The sequence below is a fragment of the Salmonella sp. 32020114201800008SM genome, assembly GCF_017572025.1.
GTDB classification, from domain to species: domain Bacteria; phylum Pseudomonadota; class Gammaproteobacteria; order Enterobacterales; family Enterobacteriaceae; genus Salmonella; species Salmonella enterica.
The window spans coordinates 528,991-548,518 of sequence record NZ_JAGEQM010000001.1 but is presented as its reverse complement, the minus strand read 5'-3'; the positions used below and the strand labels follow the sequence as shown (position 1 = coordinate 548,518).

Genomic DNA, 19,528 nt, shown 5'->3' with positions numbered 1-19,528 from the left:
ACGACTGTATGCGCCAGCAACCTCACTATCTCGAATTGTTAAGTCCGGCCCGTGACGCCGCAATTGCTCGCGAAGCGATTTTGCATGGCGCAGATGCCGTCTACATCGGCGGACCCGGTTTTGGCGCACGTCATAACGCCAGTAACAGTCTGCGCGATATCGCCGATCTGGTTCCGTTTGCTCACCGTTACGGCGCCAGGATTTTTGTCACGCTGAATACTATTCTGCATGATGATGAGCTGGAGCCCGCGCAGCGGTTAATCACCGATTTGTACAACACCGGGGTGGATGCGCTGATTGTGCAGGATATGGGCATTCTGGAACTGGATATCCCGCCGATTGAGCTTCACGCCAGTACACAGTGTGATATTCGCAGCGTGGAAAAAGCGAAGTTTCTTGCCGATGTCGGTTTTTCACAGATTGTACTGGCGCGCGAGCTTAATTTGAGTCAGATAGCGGCTATTCATCAGGCTACTGACGCCACGATTGAGTTCTTCATTCATGGCGCGCTGTGTGTCGCTTATTCTGGGCAGTGTTATATCTCTCATGCGCAAACCGGGCGCAGCGCGAATCGGGGCGACTGTTCGCAAGCCTGTCGCTTACCGTATACGTTAAAAGACGATCAGGGGCGGGTGGTCTCTTACGAAAAACATTTGCTATCGATGAAAGATAACGACCAAACGGCTAACCTCGGCGCGTTGATCGATGCAGGCGTACGTTCCTTCAAGATTGAAGGGCGCTATAAAGACATGAGCTATGTCAAAAACATCACCGCGCATTATCGTCAGATGCTGGACGCGATTATCGAGCAACGTCGCGATCTGGCGCGTGCGTCGGTTGGTCGGACCGAACACTTTTTTGTTCCCTCCACGGAGAAAACTTTCCATCGCGGCAGCACCGACTATTTTGTTAACGCGCGTAAAGGTGATATTGGCGCATTTGATTCACCAAAATTTATTGGCTTGCCGGTAGGCGAGGTGCTGAATGTGGCGAAGGATTATCTCGACGTAGAAGCTACGGAGCCGTTGGCGAATGGCGATGGTCTGAACGTGTTGATTAAGCGTGAAGTGGTGGGTTTTCGCGCCAATACGGTGGAGAAAACCGGTCATAACCGCTACCGCGTTTGGCCAAATGATATGCCTGCCGACCTGCATAAAGTCCGTCCGCATCATCCGTTGAATCGTAATCTGGATCATAACTGGCAGCAAGCGCTGACAAAAACCTCCAGTGAGCGCCGTGTGGCGGTTGATATCATGCTGGGCGGCTGGCAGGAACAGCTTATTCTGACACTGACCAGTGAAGACGGTGTCTGCATCACGCATACGCTTGACGGGGTATTTGAGGAAGCCAACAACTCTGAAAAAGCGTTGAATAACCTAAAAGCCGGACTGGCGAAGCTGGGACAGACGCCTTACTACGCGCGTGATATGCAGGTGACATTACCGGCGGCGTTGTTCGTGCCAAATAGCCTGCTCAATCAGTTCCGTCGGGAGGCGATTGATATGCTTGACGCGGCGCGGCTGGCCCATTATCAACGAGGTCGTCGGAAACCCGTGGCGCAGCCTGCGCCGGTCTACCCGCAAACGCATCTCAGCTTTCTCGCTAATGTCTACAACCACAAAGCGCGGGAATTTTATCACCGTTACGGCGTACAATTGATTGATGCGGCCTATGAGGCGCATCAGGAGAAGGGCGAGGTACCGGTCATGATCACCAAACACTGCCTGCGTTTTGCGTTCAACCTTTGTCCAAAGCAGGCGAAAGGAAATATTAAGAGCTGGAAAGCCACGCCGATGCAGTTGGTGCATGGCGATGAGGTACTGACGCTAAAATTCGACTGCCGCCCTTGCGAAATGCATGTCATTGGCAAAATTAAAAACCACATCTTAAAAATGCCCCAGCCCGGCAGCGTTGTCGCTTCAGTGAGCCCTGAAGCGCTGATGAAAACGCTGCCGAAGCGCAGGGGCGTTTAATTAACGAAAATAGCTCTCTGGTTTGCGCGATTTCTGCCAGTTGTGGTGCTCGCGCAAGCCTTCCGCGGATTCTTCCGCTGCCGCCCGTAATTCATCGCTGTCGGCTTCGTGTCTAAGCTGGTGCCCTCCCGTCGCAAACCATACGAATGCGTGGTCTTGCTGTTTCGCCAGTAACTGGCCTGAAAACAGCGCACAGGTCAGTAAAACTACTGATAACGTTTTTGTAAGCATCATGCCACCTTCCAGTTACGTCGTGAGGCTATGATGCCAATAATTTCTTTGAGTTATTATTCAACACTTCAAATTAGCGAAAACGGTTTGTCAATAAGTGCGATAAGTTGTATGAGAAAATATATTTATACTCAGTATGTCAATTATAAAAATAACGAGCCAATTCGTTCCATAGTAAATCCATCATTCCCTGGAAGCATATTTTTAAAGTTATTGTATTAGAGGGTTTTGGTATTGCCAGGGGATTGTAAATCCATACTATTTATGGTGTGGTCAACTCTGGTAATGAGCCTCATTTTTTGTTGTTTCAACGAGTGAAGATAAATCTTCAGAAAAAAGGCTGTTATGAACTTGTAGCGCTACATATTCAGCAAGGTCGTTTAAACATAGCAGGCCATGAGAGGAACTTTCTTCCAGCATATTCATTAGTATCTCATTCTTAAACAAACATGAATAAACAATTTGAGTAACTGAGCTTTGTACATAATTTGGTTCAAATGTTGCATTCGTTAAGTTAGTATTCTCAATAACCTTTGCGGCTATTTTGTTTTTGATAGCGTCGTCAATAGGTGGTACATCTGCCTGGGCAATGCCCAGATTAATCCTGGAGGAGATGGCGGCTTTTCTTTCCTGTTCCTTCCAGTCACATAAATTACCCTTTTCTGCCATGGCGATAAGCGTCTCTTTTATATTTTTTAGGTCAACGGGAAATGTTATACCGCCGGATAGCGAGAGTAGTAACCGCTCAGGGAACAAGCAACATAGCTCTTCACAAACATAAGTGCTAGCTTTTATAGTAATATCAGAATATCTTTTCAGGTGGGCAGACTGAGTATCAACACAGAGAACTGTACTATTCATTATCTCATAATAGTAGTGATCCTGACGTATCACAATGCATAACGGAATATCTTCGCCATCTTTAATACAGAGATTTGTATATTGACACTCAGCATCTTTATAGTGCTGAAAATGGAAATTTCCTCTGCATGACGGTGATGATAATTCATATAACGCACAAAATAAATCAAATAAACGTTGCGCGTCAGGCGGAGAGGCAACATCACATAATTCCTTTATATATTGATCGGCAGTAGATCTTTGCGTGTCACAAAAAAAATCTTTAATCTTTTCCCATAGTAACGTAAAGAAGGAGCGTTGAGAGATGGCACTTTGAGAAAACATCTCACTCTTTAGAAACCCTCTCCCGATAGTAATTGGCATAATGTAGACCACAAGTGATTATATGAGACTTCATTACTGGAATAGGTGGTATTCGAAATATTATCCCATGTTGCCATCGGTTTGCCTATCGGTGAAACACCTGATTTTTGCTTTGTCCTGAACCGTCAACATTATTGTTCAATTGTTCAAATCGACCCGTAGCTTTAGTCATGCCCACGCCTCCTGGCCATGAAATATGTCAGATAAAACGAATGAAAGTAAAACGGTTTTCTTAATTCTCACATCATCATGTACTATGAGTAATGATTAATTACGCACTATATTATTTTTAGAGAAAGTAAATAGTTGCTCAACCGTGTAGAAATTGTCTTATAAGAAGTTAAACTAAAAGTATTATTAGGCTAACAACAATGAGATGTTTAGCGGTAGGGCAGAAGGCCAATACTGATAGTGCTTATGATATAAATACCTTACTCTTTAGTTTTTGTCTTAATTATATTTGTTGTAACGATTAGCTGACGGCTTTATTTCCAGTTGGGCGATAAAATTATAAAAACCTGCGAGGAGGCTCAAAATGAAGAAATCAGATGGTGAAATTCACGAAAAGACAGCATCCTGGGGCATTTTGCAGTCAGAATGGCTAAGGAAATGTGGACGGCTATTATTGCTGTTACTTTACCGTTTCGTTATCGGATGGGCTTTTTTTCAGTTACTTGCCATGATCGTGGCAGGGATATTTTTGTTAGGCATCTTATTATTTCACCCCATAATATTTGTACAGACTATCGCAATTACTGAGAAGTTAAATCATGCTTCGCTTGATTTATGGCATATCCTTAAGTTATGCCTATGGCATTACGGTATCATCGCAGGGTTTATTTTTATGGCGGAGTGTACGTTAAGTAAAAGTATACGGCAGGTTCAGCGCTTGTCCAAAAAATTTGGGGCACAGGATTTTTCTTCACGCCCGTGATCCGCCGCTGCAACCTGCGGTCTTACTGAATAATGGCTATGACCAGCAGACCGAATTATCTCGGTTCGAGGGGGATTCTATGTGTTTGCACAACTGCAGTGAATCGTAATTTCAGTGCATTATCGCCGACAATCGACGTGTTCCTCACTAATTGCCTTCCTGACTATATAGTGGTCTTATCTTTGGCGAAACAATGTTATTTAGTTATGGAAGGCGACAACAACTGTACTACTGATTATCAAATGACCTTTCTGGTCAGGTAGACTCGCCTTTGTGAAAACACATCGTTATCTGTGCTCCTGAGACTCATTCCCTTGCCGCCTTTAAGCAACTCGAATTATTTGGGTATAGAACAGGCGGCGTCATGGTCATATAAGCAAAATATAACCTCTCCGTTTGTGATAAGGCACAGATTACAGGGGGAATGATGTTTATTTTAACCATCTGTTTAAGCGGTGTCCGCTAATCTTTACCTGCTCAAATACATAATCACCCCTGTGACTCTCGCGAGGTGTAACATATGGTAAAATGCGTATCTTCTTTCCTCCTGTTCAGCCTGTTGTCCGTTCAGGCAATGTCAGCTGAAAACCATATTGATCTCCACCAGCCAAAAGACTTTGTCGATATTACTACGGTCGCCCCCGACGTACAGGTAGACATGCGATACTTCAGTTCCCATAACTTTATTGGTCGCCCCATTAAAGGCTATAACGCGCCTGTTTGCCTGTTAACACGACCAGCCGCGAACGCAGTGAAGCAGGTCGCCGATCGTTTACGCCCCTTCGGACTTACCTTAAAAATATATGATTGCTACCGTCCGCAAAGCGCAGTGAACGACTTTATCGCGTGGGCCAAAGATCCTTCTCAAAACCAAATGAAAAACGAATTTTATCCGCAGGTAGAGAAAAATCGTCTGTTCGAGGAAGGTTATCTTGCCGCCAGATCCGGCCACAGTCGGGGAAGTACGCTTGATCTAACGATTGTTCCACTTGACAGTAAAATACCAATATACGATCCCGGACGACCACTGGTGAATTGTACTGCGTCCGCGGCGCAACGCTCGCCAGATAATAGTCTGGATTTTGGTACCGGCTTTGACTGTTTTAGTCCGTTATCCCATCCCGATAATGTCATACTTACCGCTCAGCAACGCGCAAATAGGTTGTTATTACAAACATTGATGCGTGATGCGGGTTTTACGCCACTGGATACTGAATGGTGGCACTTCTCTCTTACTCATGAACCATACCCGAACACCTGGTTTGACTTTCCCGTTAAGCAGAGACCCTGAAACGGCGTTTTGTTGCGAAATCTAATCATTACGCCTGTTGGAAAGCACCATAACAGTTAGCAAATCATTGTTAATTTTAACAACTGATATACACTGCGGTTGCCACCTGCAAGCAGCGCTCAATGAGATCGAATAATGAAAAAATATCAACGTCTGGCGGAGCAAATTAGAGAACAAATCGCCTCTGGCGTTTGGCAACCCGGCGATCGATTACCCTCGCTGAGGGAGCAGGTCGCCAGTAGCGGCATGAGTTTTATGACTGTCGGTCATGCGTACCAGTTGCTGGAAAGTCAGGGACGGATTATCGCCCGTCCGCAATCTGGTTATTATGTCGCGCCGCATCCGGTTTGTCGGTCAGTCGCGACGGCAGCGCACGTTATTCGGGATGAAGCCGTAGATATCAATACCTATATTTTTGAGATGCTGCAGGCGAGCCGTGATACCTCTGTGGTGCCCTTTGCCTCAGCGTTTCCCGATCCGCGTCTGTTTCCCTTGCCGCAATTGAACCGCTCTCTGGCGCAGGTCAGTAAAACCGCGACGGCAATGAGCGTCATCGAAAACTTGCCGCCAGGTAATGCAGAATTGCGCTATGCGATAGCACGCCGTTACGCGCAGCAGGGGATTACCGTTTCTCCTGACGAGATTGTCATTACCGCCGGCGCGCTGGAAGCGTTGAATCTTAGTTTACAGGCGGTGACGGCGCCGGGAGACTGGGTGGTGGTGGAGAACCCCTGTTTCTACGGTGCACTACAGGCCCTGGAGCGATTGCGCCTGAAAGCGTTGTCGATACCCACCGATGTTAAAGAAGGTATCGATCTTATGGCGCTGGAACAGGCGTTACAGGAATATCCGGTGAAAGCGTGCTGGTTAATGACCAACAGCCAGAATCCGTTAGGGTTCACGCTGAGTGCTGAGAAAAAAGCGCGGCTGGTTGCGTTACTCACGCACCATAACGTGACGCTAATTGAAGACGATGTTTATAGCGAACTCTACTTTGGCCGCGAGAAACCTCTGCCTGCCAAAGCATGGGATCGCGACGATACCGTGTTGCATTGTTCGTCTTTTTCCAAATGTCTGGTTCCCGGTTTTCGCATTGGCTGGGTTGCGGGAGGAAGCCATGCCAGACAAATTCAGCGTTTGCAGTTAATGAGCACATTATCCACCAGTTCCCCCATGCAATTGGCGTTAGTGGATTATCTCTCGACACGTCGATATGACGCGCATCTGCGTCGATTGCGAAGGCAGCTTGCCGAACGTAAACAGCAAGCCTGGCAAACCCTTTTGCGCCATCTCCCGGCGGAAGTAAAAATTCACCATAACGATAGCGGTTATTTTCTTTGGCTGGAGCTACCTGAGCAGCTTGATGCCGGTGAACTTAGCGCCAAAGCGCTTGAACACCTTATCAGTATCGCGCCGGGGAAAATGTTTTCAACGTCCGGCGCCTGGACGCGTTTCTTTCGTTTTAACACCGCATGGCATTGGGGAGAACGGGAAGAACAGGCCGTAAAACAGCTTGGCAGCCTGATTCGCGAGATGCTGAGCGCTAAAAGCCTTGTGTGAGGTGGAATGCGTGTCAGCTCACAACCTGACTAAATTTCCCGAGTGTGCCGGGTGAGCATCTGGCGCGCCGTCTATTTTTAGGAAAGCGGCGGCCCGTTCGCCGGAAATCGATTAATGACGATATGGGAAAATGCTATGCAATATCAATTACTGATTAATGGCGTGCTGGTGGACGGCGAGGGAGAAAGGCAGTCTGTTTATAACCCGGCGACAGGCGAGGTCATACTTGAGATTGCGGAAGCGTCGCCCGCGCAGGTTGACGCCGCAGTGCTGGCCGCCGATAGCGCGTTTGCCGAATGGGGGCAGACCACACCCAAAGCACGGGCGGAATGTCTGTTAAAAATGGCGGACAGCATCGAGCAAAACGCCCTTGAGTTCGCCCGGCTTGAATCGCAAAACTGCGGTAAGCCTTTGCACTGCGTAATTAATGATGAAATTCCGGCAATCGTGGATGTCTTTCGCTTTTTTGCCGGCGCGGCCCGTTGTTTGAGTGGGCTGGCGGCGGGCGAATATCTGGAAGGACATACGTCGATGATCCGCCGGGATCCGATTGGCGTGGTTGCCTCTATCGCGCCGTGGAATTATCCGCTCATGATGGCGGCCTGGAAGCTGGCGCCAGCGCTGGCGGCAGGTAACTGCGTGGTGATTAAGCCTTCTGAAATCACGCCGCTGACGGCGCTTAAACTTGCCGCGCTGGCGAAGGATATCTTTCCGCCGGGGGTGCTCAATGTCCTGTTCGGACGAGGGCAGACTGTTGGCGATGTATTGACCGGCCATGAAAAAGTACGCATGGTCTCTTTAACCGGTTCTATCGCGACCGGGGAGCATATTCTGCGCCATACTGCGCCAGCGATAAAACGTACGCATATGGAACTCGGTGGTAAAGCCCCGGTGATTGTTTTTGATGACGCCGATCTGGATGCGGTGGCGCAGGGCGTCCGGACTTTTGGTTTCTATAATGCCGGACAGGATTGTACTGCGGCGTGTCGTATATACGCGCAGCGCGGTATCTATGATGCGCTGGTCGAAAAGCTAGGGAATGCGGTGAGCAGCCTGAAAATGGGCGCGCCGGAGGATGAGTCGACAGAGCTGGGGCCGTTAAGTTCGCTGGCGCACCTGAAGCGCGTCACAGCGGCAGTAGAGGAGGCGAAGGCCCTCAGCCATATCCGTGTGATTACTGGTGGAAGTCAAACGGAAGGTAAAGGTTACTATTTCGCTCCGACGTTGCTGGCAGACGCAAAACAGGAAGATGCCATCGTGCAACGCGAGGTCTTCGGCCCGGTGGTCAGTATAACCGTCTTTGATGATGAAGATCAGGTTCTGAGGTGGGCCAACGATTCTCGCTATGGTCTGGCATCCTCCGTCTGGACTCAGGACGTCGGGCGGGCGCACCGGCTTAGCGCCAGATTGCAGTATGGCTGTACCTGGATTAATACCCATTTCATGTTGGTTAGCGAGATGCCGCATGGAGGGCAAAAACAGTCGGGATACGGCAAAGATATGTCATTGTATGGTCTGGAAGACTACACCCTTGTCCGCCACATCATGGTTAAGCATTAAGGATCATTTACTGTTCAGAAAAATCATGAAAAAATAGGCGGGTGTCGGCGGAGAGGGGGACCTCCCCGCCAACATGCGCAGCAAGTACTCAAAGGTTGAACACCTCAAGCAAACCAGCCGAATCTCAACGAGATCAGACCCAAAAGTCCTGCAGCAGCAAAGACATTAATCAGCACGACGGTTTTACTGGAAACATTCATTTTCGCCACCTTTCATCATAACCCCTATGGGTATAGTACGGGTTGGCGAGATCCGCAATAATACGTAAACAGGATATTCTGTGAGCGGAGCCGTGCATTGAGAACGTTTTGCTGTTAAGGCTGATAAACCTTGATGTGTGTCAAATAAAAAGAGCATATTGCGCGCGTTTTTTCCTCTGGTTGGCGCGGATGCCTGATATGACCCTCTTTCAAAAGATATTAATTTTTTACGCCGTCATGGCGGTGATATCATCCCTGATCACCTGGTTTTTGACTCATGACAAAAAACGAATTCGTTTCCTGAGCGCCTTTTTGGTTGGCGCGACATGGCCGATAAGTTTCCCCGTCGCATTGCTGTTTTCGCTTTTCTGACCTCAAGCCCGATACAGGTTACCGGGCATGGTTTTTCCGCCAGGTCAGGCTATCAGGGCAAGTAATTGCTCTCTGTCTACGTTGGTAACGTCCTGCGGATGCCGATATCCTGCGTTCTCATTGGCCAGGGTATACAGCGCAACAAGCCAGTCATAGACATAGCGGCTGGCGGCGTGAACGGGCTGTTCGTCAAGCTTTGTTAGACGCAACATTGTCGAACGCGGTGTTGCGGCGAAAATGGCTGCGCCTTTCTGAACGCGGCTGGCCGGGCGTTGGGCCTCCTCGATATTGGCGTAGCCGAGCCAGGCGATGAAGTTACCAATGATGGCATGAAGCTGCGCGCCGCTAACCTCCTCGCGCTGCATGGTTTTCTGTAACTGCTGAGGTAAACCGAGGCGATAGCTGGCGGTAATTAAAATCTCCGCCACGGCGTTGAGCATCTGCGGTTCCAGTCCCAGACGCTGCGCATTATCCCGGCAATGGGCCCACTGGCGCAGATGATTGATCCACATTTTGTGCGCCTGGTAGCCTGTTTCATGACCTTCTGACGCTGAAGCGCGCGTTGGTTCGTCGGCAAAGAGATCGATCGCGTCATTAAATAAACCGCTGACCTGTTCTTCTCGCGACTGTCGGGTGCGCAGCAACGCTTCGAAATTCTGTACCGGCGGTAACAGCCCGGCCAGCAGGTCGCCATGTCTGGCGGCCTGGGCCTGAAGACGCCGGATCACGGTTTCAACCGGTAGCCGCGCGTCATCAAACATCGGTAACAGATCGCGCACGCGGCCTCGCAGTTGTGCGCGTAACGCCTGTAAGCGCGCCTGTCGCTGTGGTGCCGATGTCGCCTGCGATAACCACTCCACCAAACGCTGCATACTGTGTTTATCCAGCGCCTGCAACGTTCCCCAATGCACGCCAGGTTTACCCATCAACTGCTGGACGGCTTCATCCAGATTTTGCTGGGTGGCAAAACGGGCATCCTGTGGAGTAATAGCCCAGACGACGCCGGGTAACGCTGATTCATGCTGCGGTTGCGTGGCGTTAACCCACTCCAGTAAGTGACGAGCGGCGGTGGACGTTTGCGAGCGAGATGCCAGAGCATTGCAAATCACCAGAACATCGGGCTGTATCTGCTGACGGTAATGGGCCAGCATCCAGCCTAATTTCGCCCGCCATAACGGATGAGGATGACTGTCTGGCGCGACCGGAATATCCAGTAAATCAACGTTATCCAGTACGCTATTTTCAACGGTTAGCACCAGTTCGCGGGTAAGCAGCGCCAGAGAATCAAGCGAAAGGCTGACCGCATTGAGCAGTCGGCCTTCCTTAACCGGATGCACCACCACATCGCTTTGCGTATCGCTGGCGGTTAGCGCCATTTGCGTCAGGAAGTTTTCCGCCGGTAAGCCAAAATGATCGACCAGCAGGCTGAGCGGCGCCGCCAGTTCCCCGGCATGGCCGGTTTGTTGCAACATATGCGCCAGCGCCAGCCATTGCTGGGTGATCTCCGGCTGCTCTCCCCACAGTAATGCCCAGGCGTGCGCCCGTGTCGTGAGATCCAGCGCAGGCAAGAGCGAGGCAAAGTGTTGCCATGTCGCATCATCAATATGTTGTCTGGCGGACGGCAGGCAAGAGCGCCAGAAACTCGCGATGGTCGCTACCTCTTCAGCGGTAACGCCGGGGACGGGCTGCGGTTGGCGAAGCGATTGCCATTTCTCCAGGCGTGATGTGATAATGGATTTTTCGACCTGGCGACAAACGGGGGACGAGCTGGTCCAGGCAATAAAGATCTGCACCAGTTCAGCTTCACTGATCAAGCGCAGGCGCAACGGCCAGCCGTTCTCGTTTGAAAAAATGTCGCGCGTAAAGCGAATAGCCATATTCGCTGGCGCATGACCCGGATTGATGTGGCTGAAATAATCATAGTCACGGTCCGGCGTGATAATTTCCAGCTTGCCATTCTCGTTACCGCATAGCGTCGTTAACAGATGCGCTTTTGCGGATTGCGCATACCCGTACAGACCAACGCAGCCATGTGATGCGCAGGCGGCGTTGAGCGCTGACTCATCCGCTGCGACAAGCGTAAGTTGCGCCAGCAGAGCGTCGGCTTCGTCATCCAGCCGCGTTGCGTAACGGCGCGTGTTGTTAACCCACTCGATAACAGCCTGGGTGGCGTTTAACGGTTTTGTCATTTCAGGTATACACTCCCGCTATCTATCCAGTAGTGGCTGCCGCTGTGGCGACGGTCAGCCAGCGTATTCAATTTTAATGTCAGCGCATCGGCGGCGACCGGCGTCCCGTCCTGAAGCCAGGCATCACTTAATATGAACGATTCCGGGGCGCTATCTTTGCTACTGCCGCGTAATTTCAGTCGCACATTCAGTACGCCGTCGCCAGCGATGGTTTTCGCCAGTTCGGCGGAATTAATGCTCAGGCAATAGAGTGGGGTCGCAGGCCAGCGACTGTTCGCCAGTTGACGGAAACCCAACGTCACGTTGCCGCGTAGCGGAAAATGCAGGCGTGCGTCCAGCGTTGCGCCGGGTTTATCCAAATCGATCTCGTGATACCAGATGTTTTCATCGCGAAGGGTATTAACGGTATTATCCAGTACGCCGAGATAACGCACAGTCGAATACGCGCCGATATCAGCCGCTTTAAAATTGAAACGCGGCAGACGTAAGTCCAGCGCCAGGCTGCATAACATCGCGCCCACCGCGGCAGTGGATTTTGGATTGCCGATACGCCCTTGTTGACTGAAGGGATACCATTCATGTACCTGATACTTATCCATCCACACAATGCGATTAACCGGCACCGGTTGTAAGTGCCGGATGAGCGCCTGTACGCCGGGTAAGCAGGTCGGTCTCCCCGTCACCAGCAAGATATCGCAGTGATAGTGGGAGATCGCTTCGCAGACCGCATGAAGCGGCGTTGTCAGCGTAAACTGACCGGCCAGCAGAGCCTCCTGAAGCTGGCTAAACTGAATTTGCAACGGCACATTGAATATATCAAATGTCGGCGAACCAGACGGTAAGGCATGATCGATCGCCTGCTGGATATAGTTCATCACGTTGCTTGTTGGGCGGCGGATCAGCAGATCGCCAAATGTTGCATGTAAACCAGCAAACGGATCGTTAATGTCGCTTTGCTCCCAGGCGGAAAGTACCGCATGGCCCAGCGGCATAAATAATTGCAGCGCCGTTTGCTGGCGCAAAATGGCCTGAGTATCAATTCGTCCCGAATCGCCAAATAAGGTCGCCAGCAGGGCGGCGGCATCCGTAACGCCTGCCCGTTGCAACGCCGTTTGCAGGGAAGGGAGTACGCAACGCTGAATAATATCTAATAGCAGATCGTCCCCGGCGACTTTAAAACCTTCGCGAAACAGGAGATGAGGCGTAATTTTTACATTGGCCCCCACGCCGTCATCTAACTGATAGTGAACGATCGCCATATCCGTCGTGCCGCCGCCGATATCAATCGATGCCACGCGCAACGCGCGCCCGGGGACGACGCCGGGTTCAGGCTGGCGATCCGGTCTGGCGAGCGCATTAAAAAAGGATTCGGTACGCCCGGCGTAATGCGAAATGGCTTCGTTATAAAGCCATACCAGTTGGCCGCAACTTGCTTCGTCCCATTCCATCTGTATTTCTGGTACCGGCACCACGCTTTTTTCACGCTGCTTAGGCGTGGTGAAATCCTCATCCTGCGGATGCCAGCCCATGGCTTTCCAGACCAGCGCCAGCGCTTCAAACATTCGCTGGCGGAAAATTTCTCGCTCCTGTTTCGGCATGGCGGAAGGCAGCGTTAAAATCAGGGTGCGTAGCTGGCGCGGCGAGGCGGGAAAGCCGAGCCGCAGCCGGGTGGCGACGCTGTTAATTTGCCCCAGCGCCTGAGCCAGAATTTCGCACAACATATGCGTCATCAAGGTGCTACGGCTGTATTGCGGCGAAAAAACCGGTAGCCTTTCTTCATGCGGCAGGCGGAATAACGGCTGTCCGTCATCGTTCATCAGATTCATCAGCGGAAACGCGGTGGCAAGCGGTTCGCGCTGCGTTTTACCGTGGATCTGGCTAAAACGCCAGTCCTGCAAGGCGGGGGTTTCATCCCACAGGTAGCGACGTGGGCTGGAGATGCCGCTGCTGCCTTCGGTGCCCACACGCTGCATAGCAAGGGCGCGAGCCTCGTCGCCCACACGCACAATGGAAGGCCACACAAAGGCGTCGTCTCGTCCGCTTTCGACAGAAAAGTGTTGCTTGCCAAAGCGTGCTTCCGAGAATTCTACCCGGCTGGTAAATAAAGGATCGTTCAGATACTGCGGCTCGCTTAAAGAACGCACCTGAAGCTCTGCCGTCTGGCGTAAGCCGTCATTCGCGTCGCCATGATCCTCGATCAAGACGCCGCAGGTATGCGTATTGCCGACATCCAGAATCAGATCGACCGGGATTGCGGGCGTGCTTAACGTATGTGTCACAAACTTTACTTCCGGCACCGTAAGCTGTTCGCCTAACAGCGTCAGTAAATTCAACCAGTGCGCCTGATACTCAAAGCTACGCAGCGCTTGTTGTATGGCCTGTTCCGAACGGTTTTCCACCTGTGAGGCATACTGAAGAAACGACTCGCGCAGCCAGCCGTCAATCCATGTCTGGTCAAGAAAATCGGCAACTTCTTCATCGCGCCAGGCGAGCGCAAAACGTGTGCCATTGAGCAGATCGTTTTCGCAAGGCGCCAACGCCGCAGGCATATTTTTTGCCAGCTGACTGTCGAAGGCGAGGGTGATGCGGTGTGTGTTTCCGGCGCTATCTGGCTCGCTGAGTTTACGTACCTGAATGCGCGCCCAGTTATCCGGCCCGTCAATAAAGGTACGCGGCGGATTAAAACGCAGGAACGGCAGGGGAAGCCAGATTCCGTCGAGTACTTCCAGAGAATAGTGCAGCGTCTGAGTGCTTTCCGGTTTCACGACTTCGGGTTGGCCGCCAGCACGTCCTGGCAACGTGTAGCGCCCGCTGGTCAGATCAAAATCGAGGCGCAGTAGCGGGCCGTTTGCCGTTTTGCGCACAAAACGTCCGTAGTGGGCCGACTCTTGCGGCGTTAAGCCAAAATCAAGAAACTGGACGCCGCTGTTTGCAATGAGCGTGACGCTCTGTTTGTAATCACACAGATTGACCAACATAAAATCAGGCACCTATCTTTTTAAACGTCAACGGAATTGCCGCGTGGTCGCCATAACGGGCGGTACAGGTTGCGACGTCATTGACGCCAGCTTTACAGGTAATTTCCGGCATCGGATAACGTGAACCGTCGGTGCAGCGCGCATTGCCGCGACTTTTAATCATCAGCTCGCCCGTTTGATGCAGACCAGAGAAAATTTCCGCCCGACAAACCACGTTATCGCCATGTACTACGCGCGCGATGCCTTTGTTATTTTGGATCTGATAACGCAGAGAGGGCGGCTTGCCGGTAATCGGATCTTTGACATCCACACTGACGCGCCAGCTACCGTTTAAAAAGCGCGTGGTTCCAAGCTTCATCTGCGTATTGTCCATCACCAGCGCGTCTTTGGGGATAGCGGCAATGATAACAGGCGCTTCCGGCAACGGCGCCGCTTTGGGGGCGGGCGTCACCTCAGCGCGATGCAGCGGCAAATGCGCGGTGAGTTCAGGCAAGGGGGTAACGTCAGTTTTCGCGGTAGCGACAGGCGCGGCGCGAACAGGAGAGGCCCCGTCAACGGATGAAGATGGCCAGAAAAAAGGCGTGGCGACGGCGGCGATAACCACGGCAGCGACAGGTAAGCTCCACAGCGGTAGACGGCGAGCTCTTTTCGCCTCAGCGACCGGGATGGGAGTGGCCGACTTCGGCTCGCTAACGATAACGGGCGGCGCAACAGGTTCCTCCGGCATTTTCGGCGGCTCAATGACAGACGTTAACAAAGGTTCATCCGCCTGACTAAACGCCGCCTCTACCAGCGGCTTTTCTTCGGGCTCCGGCTCGACCAGAGGGATGTCGGGGATTGCCTCGGTTACCCGCAGGCAGTCCAGCACATCATCGCGTGTATTTTCGTTGAGATTAACGAATCCCCAGAAGGTGATAACCGGTTTGCCGTTAACCAGGAAAACATGATTTTCGCCGGGAAATTGCGTCGCTTTCTCAAGTAGCGAACCAAATAGCTGGAGCGCTGTTTTACCGGATTGCAGACTTTTGCGACTGAGTGCAGCCGCGCTTTCAAAAGTGCTGGCTAAATAACGTAAAGCCCGAGAACGTGTCTCTTCGTCAGCCGCTTTCCACGCTATCGCCTGACCTTCAATCGGCGAATACCAGTCAACCCGATCGCCATTATCGTTAAGTTGCGGAATCGCCAGACAGTCAACCATCGCCTGCTGTTTACGCAGACGAAGCGTTTCGCGAATTTGCAATGCTGATTCAAATACGGCCTGACCGCCGCCGCCCACGGCCTGATAATCATCCAGATTGCCGCTGCGCAAGAGAGATTTTGCCACGTTGTTATCCCTTAGACTTCTTCACGCGTCTACTTTACGGGGTCTATACGCAAGCAAACGGCGGAAGAAAGGCAAAAAGGCGCGAATTCTCGGTCTATTAAGCCCCGTGTTTTCACTTGACGTAAGTTAAATCAGGATGGCGGCGGCGAATGACCGCATCGGGCGACAATAACGCGTATAATAGGCGAATCATGCTATTACAGAATAAAGAGTAGGAGAGCTTATGTCGCACCTGGAGGAAGTGAGCGCCCGCGTGGATGCCGCCATCGCGGAGAGCGTAATTGCCCATATGAATGAATTGCTGATTGCCTTGAGCGATGACGCTGAATTACGTCGCGAAGATCGTTATGTGCAGCAGCAGCGTTTACGCACGGCTATCGCGCATCACGGCAGGCAATATCAAGAAGATCGGGACGCGCGCCGCGAGCAGCTCACCAAAGGCGGCACGATCCTGTAACCCCTTAAAACTGGCGCTTCGCAATCAGCCATGCGCCAATGACCAGCAACAGCGCGCCAAACGCCGGCCCGGCCATTGCGCGTAACGTGACGCCGTGGCTACGCGCGATATCCAGCGCCAGCCCGCCGATTAACTGGCTGGCGACCAGTACCGCGATAGTCGTCGCGGCGCCAACGTTCTGATACCCGCTAATGCTGGCAAATACAAAAAATGACCCCAGCAAACCGGGGATCAATGTCCACCAGCGCACGCTGGCGACCAGCTCGCCGAAGCCCGTAGCGCCTTGCTTAAACCACAATATCGTCACAAATAAAACGATCCCTACCAGCGAGTTCAACAGCATAGCGATCAGAATCGTCGATGATGTCTGCGTAATACGCACCATAATACTGTTTTGTACCACCAGCCCGACGCCGGCGGCGATCAAAAAAATAAGCGTCAGCGACTGGTTCATCAGCAAGCGTCCGGCGCGGCGTGTTCATCAAGCTGGAGCTGCATAAACGTAAGATCTAACCAACGGCCAAATTTTACGCCGACCTGCGGCATTTGCGCGGTAACGGTAAATCCCAGCGAATGATGCAGGCGTATCGAGGCGGCATTCTGTGACTCAATACCGGCCACCATCACATGCTTGCCGCAGCGTCGGGCTTCGTCGATCAGTCTGCTGAGCAGCTTTCGCCCCAGTCCTTTCCCCTGGTGCGCCGGATGAACATAAACCGAGTGCTCGACGGTATAGCGAAAACCGTCGAAACTGCGCCAGTCGCCAAATGATGCATAGCCAGTCACCACGCCATTTTCTTCGCTTACCAGCACCGGATAGCCCAGTAATTGACGGGCCTCATACCAGGCAAGGCGATTATCCGTATCGACCGTCCGATCGTTCCAGATGGCCGCAGTATGTAATACCGCATGGTTATAGATTTCGGTAATCGCGGCGCAGTCTGCTTTATCGGCAAAGCGAATCGTCATAGGGAACCCCAGGGAATGTTTACGATAGTGTTAGAAATACTATTGAAGGCGGCATAAATCAACGAATTAGCGCAAGAATTCATATTTAGCGAGAGGGGAAAGAAAGTCGTTCATAAAAGCGCGCCGCGGTGAAAGCCGCCTGATATCTGAGAGTGTTTAACTCCCTCAGAAAGCTAATGTTCGACTATTATTGATGGATTATGCCAGGCATGAGGAGAATAGAATGAAGCAACAGACCAACCGAAATCGTCGTTGGGTTTTGGCCTCGCGTCCCCACGGCGCGCCGCAGATGGATAACTTCCGCCTCGAAGAAGATGACGTCGCGACGCCCGGTGAAGGGCAGGTGCTATTGCGTACCGTTTTTTTATCACTCGATCCTTATATGCGTGGCCGCATGAGCGATGAACCCTCTTATGCGCCGCCAGTTGAACCTGGCTGCGTTATGGTTGGCGGTACGGTCAGTCGCGTTGTCGCGTCAAACCATCCTGATTACCGACCAGACGAATGGGTGTTGAGTTACAATGGTTGGCAGGATTATGACATTTCAGATGGCGAAGGGTTGGTAAAGCTGGGTGATAATCCGCAACATCCTTCCTGGTCGCTGGGTATTTTAGGAATGCCGGGGTTTACCGCCTATATGGGGTTACTGGATATCGGCCAGCCGAAAGAGGGCGAAACGCTGGTTGTCGCCGCCGTCACCGGCCCCGTAGGCGCAACGGTTGGGCAAATTGGCAAGCTGAAGGGCTGCCGGGTCGTGGGTATTGCTGGCGGCGCGGAAAAATGCCGTCATGCGACAGACGTTTTGGGATTTGATCTGTGCCTTGATCATCACGCTGATAATTTCCCACAACAGCTTGCGCAGGCCTGCCCGCAGGGTATCGATATCTATTATGAGAATGTCGGTGGTAAAGTCTTTGACGCCGTCTTACCGCTACTGAATACGTCGGCGCGGATTCCGCTCTGCGGTCTGGTCAGCGGCTACAATGCGACAGCGTTGCCGGACGGTCCAGACAGACTGCCTCTGCTGATGGCGACATTACTTAAAAAGCGTATTCGTCTGCAAGGTTTTATCATCAACCAGGACTATGGTCACCGGATACATGAGTTTCAGCAAGAAATGGGGCGTTGGATCAAAGAAGGGAAAATACATTATCGGGAGCAGATTACTGATGGGCTGGAAAATGCGCCAGAAGCGTTTATGGGGCTGCTGGCGGGGAAGAACTTTGGCAAAGTCGTGATACGTTTAGCGGACGATGCGTAAAGAAAAAATGGCGGCATTATGTCGCCATAAAAATGTGCAAATTTTAAAATTGCGGCTTTACTTATATTCATCATTCAGATCGCGGTGGGGCAGCTTATCTCCCTCAGCGGCCTGAACCGGTCAAAAATCTCGATACATGAAGGAATGACGGAGATAAAACGGTTGCCATAAAGAAACCTGTATTGTTGTAAAAGATGAGAATATCACGCAAGTAAATTATCACTTTTATTTATTTGGCCGTTCAGGCCTGGATTATCTTTTTTACAATTAAGTTCCGAAACTTCTTCGGGACTCGATTGCGATGTTGTTCTGCCAAGAGGTGAAGGAAGGAAAATGCCGGGTACGGAAAAAACACAACATATAAGCCTGACCACACAGGTTGAAAATCGGTTAAAGCATCAATTGTCTATTGGCGCATTAAAACCAGGCGCAAGGCTTATCACTAAAAATATCGCTCAAGAGTTAGGCGTCAGTATTACGCCAGTGCGTGAGGCCCTGTTAAGGCTGGTCTCTTCCAGTGCTTTGGCGGTGGCGCCAGCACAGGCGTTTATGGTGCCGGAGATCTCGCTGGAAAGTTTGCTGGAAATTAATACGATTCGTACTGCCCTGGAGGAGATGGCGGTGGTCGCCGCTGCGGGTAAGATTACCCCGGATCGCGAGCAGACGCTGAATGCGCTATTAGATGAATTTCAACAGGCGCTGGAAAGTGGCGTTATGGAGAAAATTCTTTTGGCCAACCGCGCATTCCGCTTTGAGATCTACCACTACGCGGATATGCCAACGCTGTATGCCATGATCGAGCAATTATGGGTACGCCTGGGGCCAAGTCTGCATTTTTTATATGATAATTTTAAACTTGATGATTATCAAAACGGCGTTAATCTGTACAGAAAATTGCTTAATGCGTTAGTGACTGGTGATAAAGAAGCCAGTCGCCACTGCCTACAGAACGTTTTGCAACAAAACGTAGCGACGATTAAAAATCAGTACTTCATGTAACTTTCA

Annotated in this window: 18 protein-coding genes; 10 read left to right on the top strand and 8 right to left on the bottom strand. The window is 51.3% G+C overall.

Features of this window, described 5'->3' with window-relative positions; all coding sequences use genetic code 11:
* Nucleotides 1-8 precede the first annotated feature (8 nt).
* Nucleotides 9-1,973, top strand: a complete 1,965-nt coding sequence (locus J4613_RS02750) for a U32 family peptidase (protein ID WP_021000359.1) — start codon at nucleotides 9-11, stop codon at nucleotides 1,971-1,973.
* Here the strand turns inward: J4613_RS02750 and J4613_RS02745 are convergent, their stop codons facing one another.
* Both J4613_RS02745 and sifB read right to left on the bottom strand, forming a co-directional pair.
* Nucleotides 1,974-2,204 (bottom strand): DUF2554 family protein, encoded by a 231-nt coding sequence (locus tag J4613_RS02745; protein ID WP_000956438.1) that lies wholly within the window; start codon nucleotides 2,202-2,204, stop codon nucleotides 1,974-1,976.
* Nucleotides 2,205-2,477: 273 nt separating this feature from the next.
* Nucleotides 2,478-3,428 (bottom strand): SPI-2 type III secretion system effector SifB, encoded by a 951-nt coding sequence (gene sifB / locus J4613_RS02740; protein WP_111742346.1) that lies wholly within the window; start codon nucleotides 3,426-3,428, stop codon nucleotides 2,478-2,480.
* Between the two features lie 535 nt (nucleotides 3,429-3,963).
* Between sifB and J4613_RS02735 the strand changes: the two genes are divergently transcribed.
* The 5 genes from J4613_RS02735 to patD all read left to right on the top strand — a co-directional run bounded on the left by J4613_RS02735 (nucleotide 3,964) and on the right by patD (nucleotide 8,773).
* A complete protein-coding gene (locus J4613_RS02735) occupies nucleotides 3,964-4,362 on the top strand; it encodes a hypothetical protein (protein WP_000747895.1) in 399 nt (132 codons plus the stop codon).
* 32 nt (nucleotides 4,363-4,394) lie between these two features.
* The gene (locus J4613_RS02730; RefSeq protein WP_001597849.1) at nucleotides 4,395-4,625 is read left to right on the top strand and encodes a hypothetical protein; all 231 of its coding nucleotides are present in this window, start codon (nucleotides 4,395-4,397) and stop codon (nucleotides 4,623-4,625) included.
* A gap of 257 nt (nucleotides 4,626-4,882) precedes the next feature.
* The gene (locus tag J4613_RS02725) at nucleotides 4,883-5,653 is read left to right on the top strand and encodes a M15 family metallopeptidase (RefSeq protein ID WP_000237715.1); all 771 of its coding nucleotides are present in this window, start codon (nucleotides 4,883-4,885) and stop codon (nucleotides 5,651-5,653) included.
* Nucleotides 5,654-5,788: 135 nt separating this feature from the next.
* The gene (gene ycdR, locus J4613_RS02720; RefSeq protein WP_000760692.1) at nucleotides 5,789-7,213 is read left to right on the top strand and encodes a GntR family transcriptional regulator YdcR; all 1,425 of its coding nucleotides are present in this window, start codon (nucleotides 5,789-5,791) and stop codon (nucleotides 7,211-7,213) included.
* Between the two features lie 114 nt (nucleotides 7,214-7,327).
* On the top strand, nucleotides 7,328-8,773 hold the full coding sequence (patD, locus tag J4613_RS02715) for an aminobutyraldehyde dehydrogenase (protein WP_001529392.1): 1,446 nt from the start codon (nucleotides 7,328-7,330) through the stop codon (nucleotides 8,771-8,773).
* A gap of 104 nt (nucleotides 8,774-8,877) precedes the next feature.
* On the opposite strand, the gene yncL is transcribed toward patD, so the two are convergent.
* Nucleotides 8,878-8,973 carry a stress response membrane protein YncL gene (gene yncL, locus J4613_RS02710; protein WP_001103198.1) on the bottom strand — a complete coding sequence of 32 codons (96 nt, stop codon included), beginning with the start codon at nucleotides 8,971-8,973 and terminating at the stop codon, nucleotides 8,878-8,880.
* Between the two features lie 198 nt (nucleotides 8,974-9,171).
* Between yncL and J4613_RS02705 the strand changes: the two genes are divergently transcribed.
* On the top strand, nucleotides 9,172-9,345 hold the full coding sequence (locus tag J4613_RS02705; protein WP_000171943.1) for a GhoT/OrtT family toxin: 174 nt from the start codon (nucleotides 9,172-9,174) through the stop codon (nucleotides 9,343-9,345).
* A 44-nt stretch (nucleotides 9,346-9,389) separates the two neighbouring features.
* Here J4613_RS02705 and srfC read toward each other — a convergent pair whose 3' ends face one another.
* From srfC to srfA, 3 genes are read right to left on the bottom strand one after another with little or no spacing between them, the layout of a single operon-like run.
* Nucleotides 9,390-11,534, bottom strand: a complete 2,145-nt coding sequence (gene srfC, locus J4613_RS02700) for a virulence-associated effector SrfC (RefSeq protein ID WP_111742347.1) — start codon at nucleotides 11,532-11,534, stop codon at nucleotides 9,390-9,392.
* Complete coding sequence (locus J4613_RS02695; protein WP_111742348.1) at nucleotides 11,531-14,512, bottom strand: virulence factor SrfB; 2,982 nt, start codon at nucleotides 14,510-14,512, stop codon at nucleotides 11,531-11,533. Before J4613_RS02695 ends, srfC begins: the two co-directional genes overlap by 4 nt.
* A 4-nt stretch (nucleotides 14,513-14,516) precedes the next feature.
* Entirely contained in the window at nucleotides 14,517-15,836 is a 1,320-nt protein-coding gene (srfA, locus tag J4613_RS02690; RefSeq protein WP_001129953.1) for a virulence-associated effector SrfA, read from the bottom strand.
* A 223-nt stretch (nucleotides 15,837-16,059) separates the two neighbouring features.
* On the opposite strand from srfA, the gene J4613_RS02685 reads away from it, so the two are divergent.
* Nucleotides 16,060-16,293: a YdcY family protein gene (locus tag J4613_RS02685; RefSeq protein WP_000018720.1), complete on the top strand. Its 234-nt coding sequence runs from the start codon at nucleotides 16,060-16,062 to the stop codon at nucleotides 16,291-16,293.
* Between the two features lie 4 nt (nucleotides 16,294-16,297).
* On the opposite strand, the gene J4613_RS02680 is transcribed toward J4613_RS02685, so the two are convergent.
* Nucleotides 16,298-16,747, bottom strand: coding sequence for a DMT family transporter (locus tag J4613_RS02680; protein ID WP_001076570.1), 450 nt, complete (start codon nucleotides 16,745-16,747; stop codon nucleotides 16,298-16,300).
* Nucleotides 16,747-17,262 (bottom strand): L-methionine sulfoximine/L-methionine sulfone acetyltransferase, encoded by a 516-nt coding sequence (gene mddA, locus J4613_RS02675; protein ID WP_000155373.1) that lies wholly within the window; start codon nucleotides 17,260-17,262, stop codon nucleotides 16,747-16,749. Before mddA ends, J4613_RS02680 begins: the two co-directional genes overlap by 1 nt.
* Before the next feature lie 223 nt (nucleotides 17,263-17,485).
* Here mddA and J4613_RS02670 point away from each other — a divergent pair, with 223 nt between their 5' ends.
* Nucleotides 17,486-18,523: an NADP-dependent oxidoreductase gene (locus tag J4613_RS02670; protein ID WP_111742349.1), complete on the top strand. Its 1,038-nt coding sequence runs from the start codon at nucleotides 17,486-17,488 to the stop codon at nucleotides 18,521-18,523.
* A gap of 333 nt (nucleotides 18,524-18,856) precedes the next feature.
* Nucleotides 18,857-19,522, top strand: a complete 666-nt coding sequence (gene mcbR / locus J4613_RS02665) for a colanic acid/biofilm transcriptional regulator McbR (RefSeq protein ID WP_001119592.1) — start codon at nucleotides 18,857-18,859, stop codon at nucleotides 19,520-19,522.
* Nucleotides 19,523-19,528: the final 6 nt, after the last annotated feature.

What these genes read in the sequence shown, in the direction of transcription:
- sifB (WP_111742346.1), bottom strand. Translation starts at nt 3,428, where the DNA reads ATGCCAATTACTATCGGGAGAGGGTTTCTAAAGAGTGAGATGTTTTCT.
- J4613_RS02695 (WP_111742348.1), bottom strand. Translation starts at nt 14,512, where the DNA reads ATGTTGGTCAATCTGTGTGATTACAAACAGAGCGTCACGCTCATTGCA.
- J4613_RS02680 (WP_001076570.1), bottom strand. Translation starts at nt 16,747, where the DNA reads ATGAACCAGTCGCTGACGCTTATTTTTTTGATCGCCGCCGGCGTCGGG.
- J4613_RS02750 (WP_021000359.1), top strand. Translation starts at nt 9, where the DNA reads ATGCGCCAGCAACCTCACTATCTCGAATTGTTAAGTCCGGCCCGTGAC.
- J4613_RS02730 (WP_001597849.1), top strand. Translation starts at nt 4,395, where the DNA reads ATGGCTATGACCAGCAGACCGAATTATCTCGGTTCGAGGGGGATTCTA.
- J4613_RS02705 (WP_000171943.1), top strand. Translation starts at nt 9,172, where the DNA reads ATGACCCTCTTTCAAAAGATATTAATTTTTTACGCCGTCATGGCGGTG.
- mcbR (WP_001119592.1), top strand. Translation starts at nt 18,857, where the DNA reads ATGCCGGGTACGGAAAAAACACAACATATAAGCCTGACCACACAGGTT.
- mddA (WP_000155373.1), bottom strand. Translation starts at nt 17,262, where the DNA reads ATGACGATTCGCTTTGCCGATAAAGCAGACTGCGCCGCGATTACCGAA.
- J4613_RS02735 (WP_000747895.1), top strand. Translation starts at nt 3,964, where the DNA reads ATGAAGAAATCAGATGGTGAAATTCACGAAAAGACAGCATCCTGGGGC.
- patD (WP_001529392.1), top strand. Translation starts at nt 7,328, where the DNA reads ATGACGATATGGGAAAATGCTATGCAATATCAATTACTGATTAATGGC.
- ycdR (WP_000760692.1), top strand. Translation starts at nt 5,789, where the DNA reads ATGAAAAAATATCAACGTCTGGCGGAGCAAATTAGAGAACAAATCGCC.
- J4613_RS02685 (WP_000018720.1), top strand. Translation starts at nt 16,060, where the DNA reads ATGTCGCACCTGGAGGAAGTGAGCGCCCGCGTGGATGCCGCCATCGCG.
- J4613_RS02745 (WP_000956438.1), bottom strand. Translation starts at nt 2,204, where the DNA reads ATGCTTACAAAAACGTTATCAGTAGTTTTACTGACCTGTGCGCTGTTT.
- yncL (WP_001103198.1), bottom strand. Translation starts at nt 8,973, where the DNA reads ATGAATGTTTCCAGTAAAACCGTCGTGCTGATTAATGTCTTTGCTGCT.
- J4613_RS02725 (WP_000237715.1), top strand. Translation starts at nt 4,883, where the DNA reads ATGGTAAAATGCGTATCTTCTTTCCTCCTGTTCAGCCTGTTGTCCGTT.
- J4613_RS02670 (WP_111742349.1), top strand. Translation starts at nt 17,486, where the DNA reads ATGAAGCAACAGACCAACCGAAATCGTCGTTGGGTTTTGGCCTCGCGT.
- srfC (WP_111742347.1), bottom strand. Translation starts at nt 11,534, where the DNA reads ATGACAAAACCGTTAAACGCCACCCAGGCTGTTATCGAGTGGGTTAAC.